Below are 13,160 nucleotides of genomic sequence, written 5' to 3' on the forward strand. Positions count from 1 at the left end.
ATGCTTTGGACGGACTGCTTAACTCGCTTGCGACAAGAGCTCTCTGGGAATGTCTTTACAATGTGGATACGCCCTTTAGTTGCAGAAGAGTTAAATGACACACTACGTCTTTATGCTCCCAATCCCTATTGGACACGTTACATTCAAGAACATCACCTAGAATTGATTACAATTTTAGTGGAGCAGCTCTCTGAAGGGCGTGTACGTAAAGTTGAAATTTTAGTCGATTCACGCCCGGGTGCAATTTTATCTGCGAGTGAGCAACCTGCAACGACGACTGCAGCTTTAGAGTCTGCTCCAGCACCTGTTGTGCGTCCGAAAAAAGAAAAAGAAGAAGGGAATTCTAAAAACAGCCGTAAACGCCAGTTAAATCCTTTATTTTCCTTCTCACTTTTTGTGGAAGGTCGTTCAAACCAAATGGCTGCTGAAACGTGTCGTAAGGTTTTAACCCAGTTAGGTGCTTCTCAGCACAATCCCTTATTTTTATATGGCCCGACTGGTTTAGGTAAAACACACTTAATGCAAGCAGTGGGCAATGCCTTGTTGCAAGCCAAACCGAATGCACGTGTCATGTATATGACGGCAGAAAGCTTTGTTCAAGATTTTGTTAGTTCTTTACAACAAGGCAAAGTGGAAGAATTTAAAAAAAATTGCCGATCTTTAGATCTATTGTTGGTCGATGATATTCATTTGTTGGCGGGTAAAGAGGCGAGTTTAGTAGAGTTTTTCTATACTTTTAACGCACTTTTGGATGAATCTAAGCAAATTATTCTGACTTCAGATCGCTATCCAAAAGAATTAACGGAATTAGATCCACGTTTGGTTTCACGTTTTTCGTGGGGCTTGTCGGTTGGGGTTGAGCCACCTGATATTGAAACCCGTATTGAAATTTTGCTGAAAAAAGCAGAAAGCAATGATGTGGAATTACCGAGAAACTGTGCGTTATTTATTGCGCAACAAGTGGTTGCAAACGTACGTGAATTGGAAGGTGCACTGAATAAAGTGGTGGCCATTTCACGTTTTAAGGGTACAGCTATTGATTTGGATGTTGTGCGTGAGTCATTAAAAGACGTCTTGGCCATTCGTGCACGAACCATCAGTACTGAAAATATTCAACGTGTGGTGAGTGAGTACTTTAGAATCCCACTCAAAGAGTTGGTTGGGCCTAAACGTACCCGTATTTATGCTCGTCCGCGCCAATTGGCAATGGGTTTGGCACGTGAGCTAACGGGAGATAGTTTCCCTGAAATTGGTATGGCTTTTGGCGGCCGAGATCACAGTACCGTCATGCATGCTTGTGAAAAAGTTTTAAGTCTGCGCGATGAAGATCCGATCTTCAATGAGGACTATAAAAACTTGCAACGCTTGCTGCAAAGTTAAGCAAAATTGCTCAAATTCTATTCTTGCAATGCGGCATGTTCTGCCGCATAGTACACTGCTAAAAACACATTTATTTATTATTTTATCTTCAGTTTTTCGAGGAATGTATCGTGCGTTTAAAAATCGCGAAAGAAAGCTTACTTAATGTTCTATCACATGTCGTAGGAGCGGTTGAACGTCGCCATACTTTAAACATTCTTTCAAATGTTAAAGTGCAAGTGAGCCAAGCATCGTTGACGATCACAGGTTCAGACTTAGAAGTTGAATTGGTTGCAAGTACCACGCTTGCGGAAGGGGCATGTTTACAAGCGGGTGAAACGACCGTTCCTGCACGTAAGCTGATGGATATTTGCAAATCTTTACCGACTGCAGCACTGATAGACTTACAAATTACTGAAGATCAACGTTGTATTTTAAAGTCTGGTAATAGCCGTTTTGTGTTGGGGACTTTACCGGCTGAAGATTACCCGTTATTGACCACAGAGAACACGCAAGGCACGCAAGTTGCAGTGACACAGCGCGAATTAAAGCGCCTATTTGAAAAAACTGCATTTGCTATGGCGGTGCAGGATGTGCGTTTTTATCTCACGGGAACCTTACTTGAAATTGATAATAATCAACTGCGTACAGTGACCACAGACGGCCACCGTTTAGCTCTGTGTGAAACTGTTGCTAGCTCAAATGCGACTCAATTGATTCAAGCGATTGTTCCACGTAAAGCAGTGGGCGAATTACAACGTTTATTGAGCATTGAAGATGAACAATTGGCGTTGTTAATCGGTCGTGAACTATTGAATGTGACCATTTCTATTGCCAGTCGTGACAAAGAACAAGGGAATACCACGGTTCGTTTCACCACAAAACTGATTGACGGTAAGTTCCCTGATTATCGCCGTGTGATTCCACGTGGTGGGGATAAAAATGTGTTAATTGCACATGATGTCTTTAAGCAATCTTTACAACGTGTTTCGATTTTAAGTAATGAAAAACTACGTGGTGTGTTCTTAAACTTTGCCGCAGACACTTTGCAGCTGCGTGCCAATAATCCAGAGCAAGACGAAGCCGTAGAAGATTTGGCGATTCAATACAATAATGCGCCAATGGAAATGTCTTTTAATGCCCAATATATCTTGGAAGTCTTAGGTGCATTGGATGGTGATGATGTGTCAATGACGATGACTGAAGCAAATCAATCGGTTCTATTGCAAGACCCAGCCCACCAAGATCAGACCTATGTGGTCATGCCAATGCGTGTTTAAGCCCTAGGTTCAGGCATGCAAATCACGCGTTTAAACATCGAACGTGTTCGAAATCTCAGAACGGTTGCTCTCCATGGATTGCAACCGTTTAATGTTTTTTATGGACAAAATGGTTCAGGTAAAACCTCTATTTTAGAAGCCATTCATCTGCTGGCGACTGGGCGTTCCTTTCGGACCCATATTCCGAAACACTATATTCAAACCGACACCCAAGACGCGATTGTCTTTGCCCAATCCAGTTCTGAAAAAATAGGGATGCAAAAGCTGTTGTCTGGTGAACAGCTCATCAAGGTCAATGGCGACAACATTGCCACTCAAGGTCAATTGGCTAAAATTCTTCCTTTGCAACTGATTGATCCGCAAAGTACCGATATTATTGATCATGGTGCCAAGCCTAGACGGCAACTATTAGATTGGCTGATGTTCCACGTGGAACCTGAGTTTTATCATGCATGGCAATATTATTCACGGGCATTAAAACAGCGTAATAGTTTACTTAAAACACGACGGAATCTAAGTCTGGCAGATTTGGAGCCGTGGAACAAAATGCTCAGTGATTATGGGGAAATGTTGCATTCGCAGCGCGTCAGCATTGTAGAGCAGTGGAAGGGCTTTTTTGAGCAAGATTTAAAACACCTGCTACCAGATATCGAGGTTCAGTTAGAATATAGCCCTGGCTTTCATACCGAGTTAGGGTTACTGAATGACCTGCAAAGTCACCATCAAAAAGACCTTGAACGGCGCTATACCGAGTATGGTCCACACAAGGCAGATTTACGTTTAAAAACAAGCCTTGGCGATGCCGATGTAGTGCTGTCACGAGGACAAAAAAAGCTGTTAATCATAGCCTTAAAACTGTCACAGATTGCAATGCTACATGCTTGTAATAAGGAAACTGTGGTATTATTAGATGATCTGACAGCAGAATTAGATTTAACAGCACAACAACGTTTAATTGAGCGATTGAGCCAACTGGGTAGTCAAGTTTTTATTACCACTTTAGAGTATGAATCAGTCAAAAATCACTTACATGATTTATCTATTTCTTATCAATTATTCTGTGTTGAAAACGGTCAAGTTCAAGTTGTCGCACAATGATTTTAGATTTTACCCATCACGGGATAGACCTATTTTTCGCTAGGGAGAAACCATGAGTTCAGAAGATCAACAAGCTGCTTCTCAAACGGAACAAACCACAGAAAAAGCTTATGATTCCTCTAGTATCAAAGTATTACGTGGATTGGACGCAGTACGTAAACGTCCGGGTATGTATATTGGTGATACGGATGATGGTTCAGGCTTACACCATATGGTGTTTGAGGTGGTGGATAATGCGATCGATGAGGCGCTTGCAGGTCACTGTGATGAAATTTTGGTGACGATTCACGAAGATGAATCTGTAAGTGTATCGGACAATGGGCGCGGTATTCCGACCGATATTCACCCTGAAGAAGGGGTTTCTGCCGCAGAAGTGATTTTGACCATTCTGCACGCGGGTGGTAAGTTTGATGACAATAGCTACAAGGTTTCAGGTGGTCTACATGGTGTAGGCGTATCAGTTGTGAATGCCTTGTCACGTAAGTTGGAATTGACCATTCATCGTGCAGGTCATATTCATCAACAAGAATATAAACACGGTGATCCTGTTTACCCACTGACTGTTGTGGGAGATACGGATACGACAGGAACAACTGTCCGTTTTTGGCCAAGTGCTGAAACTTTTAGCCAAACCATTTTCAATGTTGATATTTTGGCGCGTCGTTTACGTGAATTGTCTTTCTTAAACGCGGGCGTGCGCATTGTTTTGCGTGACGAGCGTATTCATGCAGAACATGTGTTTGACTACGAAGGCGGTCTGTCTGAGTTTGTGAAATATATTAACCAAGGCAAAACCCATCTGAACCACATTTTCCATTTCACCGTACAGGCTGAAAATGGCATTGGTGTTGAAGTGGCGTTGCAGTGGAATGATACCTATCAAGAAAATGTACGTTGCTTTACCAACAACATTCCACAAAAAGATGGTGGAACGCATTTAGCGGGTTTCCGTGCGGCATTAACGCGTGGTCTAAACAGCTACATGGAAAACGAAAACTTACTCAAAAAAGAGAAAGTAGCCGTTTCTGGTGATGATGCCCGTGAAGGTTTAACCGCGATTGTTTCAGTGAAAGTGCCTGATCCAAAATTCTCTTCACAAACCAAAGAAAAGTTGGTTTCAAGTGAGGTGAAACCTGCGGTTGAACAGGCAATGAATAAATCATTCTCTGAATATTTGCTTGAAAACCCGCAAGCTGCAAAATCAATTGCAGGCAAAATCATTGATGCGGCACGTGCCCGCGATGCGGCACGTAAAGCGCGTGAAATGACGCGTCGTAAAAGTGCGTTAGATATTGCAGGCTTACCAGGTAAGCTGGCGGATTGCCAAGAAAAAGATCCAGCATTGTCTGAATTGTATCTGGTCGAGGGTGATTCTGCGGGCGGTTCAGCTAAACAAGGCCGTAACCGTAAGATGCAAGCGATTTTACCGTTGAAAGGTAAAATCCTAAACGTGGAACGTGCGCGTTTTGACAAGATGATTTCATCTCAAGAAGTCGGCACCCTGATCACGGCATTGGGTTGTGGTATTGGTCGTGAAGAGTACAATCCGGACAAATTACGTTATCACAAAATCATCATCATGACCGATGCTGACGTGGATGGTTCGCACATTCGTACCCTATTGTTGACCTTCTTCTTCCGTCAAATGCCTGAACTGGTGGAACGTGGTTATATCTATATCGCTCAGCCACCACTGTATAAGCTGAAAAAAGGCAAGCAAGAGCAGTATCTTAAAGATAATGATGCGCTTGAAACCTATTTAATTTCAAACGCGATTGATGAGCTTGAATTGCATATCAGTGACGCTGCACCAGCAATCCGTGGTGAAGCTTTAGCGAATGTGATTGCAGACTATCAAACATCTCAGAAGAGCCTACAGCGTTTAACTGTACGTTATCCTGCCAGTGTCTTAGATGCGTTGATTTCGGTTGAAGGCTTTAAGCTTGATCAAAACCATGACCGAGCTTATGTTGAGCAGTGGGCTGAACAAGTGCGCAGTGCTGTGGCAGAGATTCAACCGAGCTTGCGTCCTGAGTTAAGCTTAGAAACGTTTGAAAAAGAACTGGCAGAGGGTCAAAAGATCGAGACTTACTTACCTCGTATCACCATCTATGTACACAATCTGCCGCACAGCTACTTATTAGATGCAGGCTTATTGGGTTCTGGTGAATATGCCCGTTTGTTGAAAAACTCCAAGAGTTGGTTCACGTTGTTGGAAGATGGCGCATACCTACAAAAAGGTGATCGCAAGATTGCAGTTACTAACTTCCATCAGGTATGGCAGCATATTTTATCTGATTCCCGTCGTGGCATGATGATTCAACGCTATAAAGGCTTGGGTGAGATGAATGCGGACCAGCTTTGGGAAACGACTATGGATCCTGAAAACCGCAACATGTTGCAAGTTACCATTCAGGATGCGATTGAAGCCGATCGTATGTTCTCTTGTTTGATGGGTGACGATGTGGAACCACGTCGTGCATTCATTGAAGAAAATGCATTGAATGCGGATATTGATGCCTAAGCGCTTTACAAAATAAGCCAAAAAAGCACCCTACGGGGTGCTTTTTTTTACAGCATTTCTTATGATTTTGAATAAAATATAAGCAATGCACACTGTTATTAAACTGACTTATAGCGATGTCATGATGTGAGTATCAAGTCTTTTGCACAGTGCAAAATGTGAGGTCATTATGATGGATAATCAACTAGAACAAGTACGCGACATTTGGGTGAATGCATTTTTTACGGGCAATTATGAAGTTTTAGCTCAATATGAAGATGAGCATTTTAAGGTGGTCTATGAGCAAGCTGATCGTGTGGAGAGTAACTATACGCGCTATGAAAAGATCGCACATGCTGTGAAAAATGGGGTTTGGAAACCTCAAAAACCCGATGTCGAATTTGAAGAATTTGAGTTTAACCGTGACCAAACACGCTGTCAGGTCTTGATCGGTTTGGTTGAAAATCGCCAACAAATCCAAGAAACATGGGTCTTCGATCAGGGATGGAAAATACAAGAATTACGGTTTTTAAAGGCGCAAAGAGCCGTATTAAATTAAGGAAAAAGAGCGCAAAAAAGAGGATGGATTTGCCTAAAACAACTGAATAAATAAACAACATTAGCCTGTGGATAAATAAAAATAGCACTTTATATCAGTTGCTAAAATACGTATAATTTTATCCACAGTTGCTTTAAGTATGGTTTTTAAATTTAAAACCATACGTTATTTTTTAAATTTAAAACCATACGTTATTTTTTAAATTTAAATCGGATCTTTTAAATTTATTCCCTCTTTTTAAATTCAAAACTTATTGTGTTGAAAGGTGCATGTCTGAACATGATGGATATTCGCTGTCTGTTGTGAAGGTTGTATTTGGCTTTAAGCTGTGAAATGCATGGAAATAGGACTGTATATAATTGAATATTCAATTAATTAAGCTAAATTAAACAATCAAATTTTTTGCTTTTTAAGAATATCTAAACAATAAAAATCAATCAATTTATCGCTTTATTTATTAAGAAATAATTTTAATTTCAATCACTTATGATTTCTTAAAATGCTCAGACTATTTGGGTGCATTTCCTATTGAGTTATATGCATAGACCGAAAAGGCACGTTTTTCGAGATCGATTGGTGTTGCAGCAAAGTAAATCAATCAAAATGGTTAAGACATAAAAATGCCCGCCATGCATAAACAGAGCGGGCAGGGTGTATGAGGAAAGATTATTCGTTTTCGAATGAGCTTTCGAGCTCCTCAAGCTCCATCATCAGCTCTAGCATTTGTTCTTCAGCTTCACTGACTTGGTTTTTAAGTTCGGTTTGCTCATTCATCAGTTTCATGAGTTCATCTTTGCGTGCAGCGTCATATAGGCCAGCATCACCGAGTAAACTTTCAATGTCGAGTAAACGTGGCTGGTGTTTTGCCAGCAGGCTTTCACATTTTTCGATATTTTTACGAATCGGGCGCGTTTGTTCACGGCGCTGTGCAGCTAATTTACGCTGCGCTTCTTTATCAACTTTAGAAACGATGGTTTTTTGAGTGCTGACTTTAGACACGATCGGCGCTACGATTCCACCTTGTTTAATCATTTCTAGGCGCGCTTGGCGTAACCAGTTGGCATAATCGTGTAGATCACCTTCAAATTCGGTCGATTTTCCAGCATGGACTAAAATGAGGTCATCACACACGCTGGCAATCAGTTGGCGTTCATGCGAAACCAAGACCACAGCACCTTCATAGTCTTGTAAAGCCATGGTCAGGGCATGGCGCATATCTAAGTCTAAATGGTTGGTCGGTTCATCTAGAATCAAGACATTGGGACGTAACCACACGATTAAAGCCAGTGCCAAACGTGCACGTTCGCCACCAGAGAAACTCTCGCAAGGGGTATCCATCCGTTCGCCACTAAAGCCGAAACTGCCTAAAAAGGCACGTAAGGTCGCTTCACTGATTTTTTTATCCGCAATGCGTGCCAATTGCAGCATTGGGCTGGCCGACTCATCCAGTGAATCCATTTGATGCTGCGCAAAATAGCCAATATTTAGCAGTTCTGAGGCTTTACGTTGTCCTGCCAATAAAGGTAAATCACCGACCAAAGATTTGATTAAAGTCGATTTACCTGCACCATTCATCCCCAATAAGCCAATCCGGCTCGTCGGGGTGATTTGTATGTTGATATTGGTGGCAATCAGTTTTTCACCATAACCAATATCAGCCTGTTCTAGAGTCAGCAGTGGTGAACTCATTTTAGTGGGTTCACGGAAGCTAAAGGTAAAAGGGGTATCGACATGTGCAGGCGCAAGCAGCTGCATCCGTTCCAATTGTTTAATTCGGCTTTGTGCCTGACGTGCTTTAGTGGCTTGGGCTTTAAAACGGTCAATATATTTTTGAATATGTGCCCGTGTTTCGAGCTGCTTTTCATAGGCTTGTTGTTGTTGTGCTAAGCGTTCTGCACGAGTGGTTTCAAAGGTAGAATAGTTACCGCTATAGAGGGTGAGTTCTTGATTTTCGATATGCAAAATACGGTTGGTAATCGCATCTAAGAAATCGCGGTCATGCGAAATTAAAATTAGGGTGCCCGTATAGGCATTTAACCAATCTTCTAACCATAAAATAGCATCGAGATCTAAGTGGTTGGTTGGTTCATCCAGTAATAATAGATCCGAACGGCTCATCAAAGTACGCGCTAAGTTTAAACGCATTCGCCATCCACCAGAGAAACTCGAAACTAAGAGTTGGTTTTGATGTTCCATAAAACCCAGACCCGCCATAAGCTGAGCGGCTTTAGCGGGTGCGGAATAACCGTTAATTTCGTCGAATCGGCCATGTAAATCAGCCAGTTCAGTGTCAGTTAACTGTTCAGGATGGTTGAGCTGTTGTTGAATGTTCCAATATTCTTCATCACCGGTCAGGACGAAATCAATTGCAGCCATATCTAAGGCTTTTACTTCCTGTGCCATGTGCGCCACCGTCCATACGGCAGGGCGGCTTAGGGTGCCATCATCAGGACCGATTGAGCCTAAGAGCGCAGCAAACAGGGTTGATTTTCCAGCACCGTTGACACCGGTGAGACCAACTTTCCAACCCGGATGGATTTGCATGGAGGCTTTTTGAAATAACACTCGTCCACCACGGCGCAATGAAACTTGATCAAGCTGAATCATGGAACTATCAAATATCAGAAAAAGGTGCGCCTATTCTAATGGATGCGTCAGCAAAAGACTAAACATTCAAAATTTATCTGAACTGAAATCTCTAAGCGTTTCTTTATAAGGGGAGGATGAAACCATTTGACCTTTGGTCGGAAAGCCAAAAGTTGACCTTTTTTGACCTATATTGAGGAATAGCACACAGATATATTTCCCCAGTAAAACAAAAAATATGAAGGGATAATAATGAAAAGAAAAGGATTTTTTATTTTATCGACGCTAGCACTGTGCGCTTTCTAAAGTATGGTGCAAGCGAAGCGGCAGGTGTGTGTCTTCGACGTACTGGGTAAAGCAGGGGAGTTTAATAAATTTTTAGAAGAATGGGCTTTGGTCAGTAAAAAATGGGGCGCACAGGTACAGTTGATTTCGTTTCAGGACGAAGACTTGGCCGATAAAGCCTTTCAAAATGATAAATGCGATGCGGTGTATATGACCTCGATGCGCGCGCGTACGTATAACAAGTTCGCTGGTTCGATTGATGCCTTAGGCGGAGTGCCAAGCAATAAAATTGCACAAAAGGCCGTGGAATATGTACTCGATCCTCGTAATACCAAGCGCATGACCACCACATTACAAGGTGAAAACTATGAAGTTGCAGGCATTGGCTTAATTGGTTCAGCTTATATTTTTGTCAAAGACCGAAATTTGAATACTATTGAGAAAGCACAAGGTAAAAAATTTGCCATCCTGCATTAGGACCGGGCCCAACGGGTGATGGTAGAGCGAGTGGGCGCTGTACCTGTGATGTCGGATATTTCCAATTTTATAAAAAAGTTTAATACAGGCGAAGTCGATGTGGTTGCTGCACCTGCATATGCCTATAAACCCTTAGAAATTGAAAAAGGTCTAGGCTCTAAAGGGGCTATGCTTAACTTTCCCGTAGTCAATGTCACTGCAGATTTAATTGTCAGACCCGAGCGTTTTCCTGCTCAATTTGGCGTGCAATCGCGACAATGGTTTTTACAAAAAATCCCGCAATCCTTTGCCATGGTGCATCGACTAGAAGCGGCCATTCAAAGCAAAATCAAAATGCAACTGAGTAAAGAAGATAAAGAAAAATATCAGCGTATGCTACGCGAAGGGCGCATTGATTTAACCAAACAAGGAGTCTATGACTCAGGCATGATGCGCGTGTTGAAAAAAGCCCGTTGTACGGTTGAACGCACCAATTTTGAATGTTCATTAGGCGGTGAATAAGGCGAAAATCTGTATTTCTTTGTAATATTAAGCATCATTCATGTAAAACGGATGATGCAGGCTTTTTATTTTAATAGGATGAATTTCAAATACTTTTACTAATCCTGTGAAAATAAAAATGAGAGAAAAGAAAAAAATTTGCCCAATTGACAGTGATTTTTGAGTAAATGCTCTATTTTTTTAATTTTAACTTGCTTAATATTTTGCATGTGTATGGACACCTGTCAAACAACAAAACGAACAAGGACACAAGAATGAAAAAATTAACCCTCGCACTCGCTGCTTTTTCTGCTTTTGGTATGGCGTCAACAGCACAAGCGGCTAAAGTGGACATCTGTGTATTTGACTTGCTTGGCAAATCCGGTGAGTCGTATCAAATGGCGCAAGAATGGGCTTTGGCGGCAAAAGGCTGGGGGGCTGAAATTAATTTGATCCCTCGTCAAGATGAAGCAGTTGCCGACAATGACTTTAAAGCAGGCAAGTGTGATGGCGTGTTTATGACCGCTATGCGTGCGCGCCAGTACAATAAATTTGTCGGTTCTATTGATGCATTGGGTGGTGCTCCAAGCAATGCCATTGCACAACGTGCGATTACTTTTGCATTGGATCAGCGTAATGCTGCCAAAATGGTGACCAATCTTAGCGGTAAAAAATATGAAGTGGCAGGGATTGCACCTTTAGGTTCAGCTTTTATTTTTGTACGAGATAAAAGTATTAATTCCATTGAAAAAGCGGCAGGTAAAAAGTTTGCAGTCTTGGGCTATGACGATGCCCAAAAAATCATGGTACAACGCGTCGGTGCGCAAGCGGTGATTTCCGATGTGTCTAACTTTGTGGCGAAGTTTAATAATGGTCAAGTTGATATGGTCGGCGCACCGGCTTATGCTTATAAACCTTTAGAAATTTATAAAGGTTTAGGCACGAACGGCGCTATGTTTAACTTTCCTGTACTACAAGTGACAGCTGACTTTGTGATTCGCCCAGATCAATTTCCAGCAGGCTTTGGACAAAAATCGCGAGATTGGTTTGTGAAAAACCTACCGAAAAGCATCGCGATGATTGGTCGTTTAGAAGCAGGCATTCCTGCAAAATACAAAATGAATCTTACAGCAGAAGACAAAACCAAATATCAAAAAATGCTGCGCGATGGCCGGATGGATATGACCAAACGAGGCATCTATGATCCAGCAATGATGTCGGTCTTGAAAAAAGCCCGTTGCTCGGTGGATAAAGCCAACTTTGAATGCTCACTGGGCGGTGAGTAATTTGCCGAGTGTAATCAAAGAAAGCTCAGTTTAAATTGAGCTTTCTTTTTTGCTTTTAATCGACCGATTTAAATGGCCTTGAAGCGGCCAATTTGTATAGCGCGTAGGAAATGAGTGGTTTTGAACCGAATGAAGTGTCATTCGGGGCATTAAAAAATAACAAAGAGCACAAGTGAATGGCTCATCACAATAAACAACAATAAGTCAAAAGGAAGATGTATGAAACAGTGGATGAAAAGCCTCAGTGTCGGGACATTAGTCATTTCTGCAACAGCGATGGCGCAAGCCAAACAAGTGGTTTGTGTATTCGACTTGGTCGGTAAAAATGGTGATGTGTATAGCCTGATGAAAGATTATCAGTTGGCGGCTAAAAACTGGGGTGCGGATATTGAACTGCGGGTCGGACAAAACGAAGCGGTGATTGCTGAGGATTTTAAAGCAGGAAAATGCGATGCCATTAGTGTTACAGGCATGCGCGGGCGTCAATTTAATTCGTTTACAGGCTCACTCGACGCAATTGGTGCGATTCCCGATCTCAATTTAGCGGTTAAAGTGATGCAAGGCTTGGCCAGCCCAACTTTTGCTAAACATATGGTCAATGGTAAGTACGAGGTCGCAGGTGTGATTCCTGTGGGGGATGCCTTTTTATTGGTGAATGACCGTAGCATTAATACCGTGGCGAAAGCCGCAGGCAAGAAAATTGCGGTTTTAGACTATGACCAAGCGCAAAAAGTCATGGTTCAACAAATTGGTGCACAAGCTGTGAGTGCTGATGTCACGAACTTTGGTGCAAAGTTCAATAACGGTCAAGTCGATATTATTGGTGCACCTGCAGCGGTTTTTAAGCCCTTAGAGTTACATAAAGGCTTGGGGACGAAAGGGGCGATTGTAAATTATCCGATTTTACAGGTCACAGGCAATATCATTATTCGTCCAGATAAATTTCCTGCAGGTTATGGACAAAAATCACGAGAATGGGTCAAAGGCCAGCTGCCGCGTGCATTCGGTATCTTAGGTAAAATGAAAGCTGAAATTCCGCAAAAATATTGGATGCAGGTGCCTGCTGCAGATCAACCCGGTTATCAAAAGATGATGCGGGAAGCACGAATTGATCTCACCAACCGCGGTATTTACGATAAGCGAATGATGAAACTGTTATGGCAATTCCGTTGTAAGCAAGCGGCGAAAAACTTTGAATGTGGACTACAGGATGAAAATTACAAACAATCTTGAGAAAATTAGTCTGA

The 13,160-nt window shown here is 42.1% G+C and carries 8 protein-coding genes and 1 pseudogene; 8 read left to right on the forward strand and 1 reads right to left on the reverse strand.

Annotated elements, in window-relative coordinates:
- From dnaA to MN200_RS00025, 5 genes are all read left to right on the forward strand, one after another.
- The gene (gene dnaA, locus MN200_RS00005) at positions 1-1,380 is read left to right on the forward strand and encodes a chromosomal replication initiator protein DnaA (RefSeq protein WP_004697428.1); all 1,380 of its coding nucleotides are present in this window, start codon (positions 1-3) and stop codon (positions 1,378-1,380) included.
- A gap of 110 nt (positions 1,381-1,490) precedes the next feature.
- Complete coding sequence (gene dnaN / locus MN200_RS00010) at positions 1,491-2,639, forward strand: DNA polymerase III subunit beta (RefSeq protein ID WP_242759853.1); 1,149 nt, start codon at positions 1,491-1,493, stop codon at positions 2,637-2,639.
- Between the two features lie 15 nt (positions 2,640-2,654).
- The gene (gene recF, locus MN200_RS00015) at positions 2,655-3,737 is read left to right on the forward strand and encodes a DNA replication/repair protein RecF (protein WP_058870654.1); all 1,083 of its coding nucleotides are present in this window, start codon (positions 2,655-2,657) and stop codon (positions 3,735-3,737) included.
- Between the two features lie 52 nt (positions 3,738-3,789).
- The gene (gene gyrB, locus MN200_RS00020; protein WP_058870655.1) at positions 3,790-6,261 is read left to right on the forward strand and encodes a DNA topoisomerase (ATP-hydrolyzing) subunit B; all 2,472 of its coding nucleotides are present in this window, start codon (positions 3,790-3,792) and stop codon (positions 6,259-6,261) included.
- A 169-nt stretch (positions 6,262-6,430) separates the two neighbouring features.
- Complete coding sequence (locus MN200_RS00025) at positions 6,431-6,799, forward strand: hypothetical protein (RefSeq protein ID WP_005401770.1); 369 nt, start codon at positions 6,431-6,433, stop codon at positions 6,797-6,799.
- A 666-nt stretch (positions 6,800-7,465) separates the two neighbouring features.
- Here MN200_RS00025 and MN200_RS00030 read toward each other — a convergent pair.
- Entirely contained in the window at positions 7,466-9,406 is a 1,941-nt protein-coding gene (locus tag MN200_RS00030; protein WP_058870656.1) for an ATP-binding cassette domain-containing protein, read from the reverse strand.
- A gap of 288 nt (positions 9,407-9,694) precedes the next feature.
- Here MN200_RS00030 and MN200_RS00035 point away from each other — a divergent pair.
- The 3 genes and pseudogenes from MN200_RS00035 to MN200_RS00045 all read left to right on the forward strand — a co-directional run bounded on the left by MN200_RS00035 (position 9,695) and on the right by MN200_RS00045 (position 13,146).
- Positions 9,695-10,648: pseudogene (locus tag MN200_RS00035) on the forward strand (putative solute-binding protein).
- Positions 10,649-10,902: 254 nt separating this feature from the next.
- Complete coding sequence (locus MN200_RS00040; RefSeq protein WP_058870657.1) at positions 10,903-11,913, forward strand: putative solute-binding protein; 1,011 nt, start codon at positions 10,903-10,905, stop codon at positions 11,911-11,913.
- Positions 11,914-12,132: 219 nt separating this feature from the next.
- Complete coding sequence (locus MN200_RS00045) at positions 12,133-13,146, forward strand: putative solute-binding protein (protein ID WP_058870658.1); 1,014 nt, start codon at positions 12,133-12,135, stop codon at positions 13,144-13,146.
- Positions 13,147-13,160: the final 14 nt, after the last annotated feature.

The sequence above is a fragment of the Acinetobacter sp. LUNF3 genome, assembly GCF_022699605.1.
In the GTDB taxonomy this organism is placed as follows: domain Bacteria; phylum Pseudomonadota; class Gammaproteobacteria; order Pseudomonadales; family Moraxellaceae; genus Acinetobacter; species Acinetobacter johnsonii.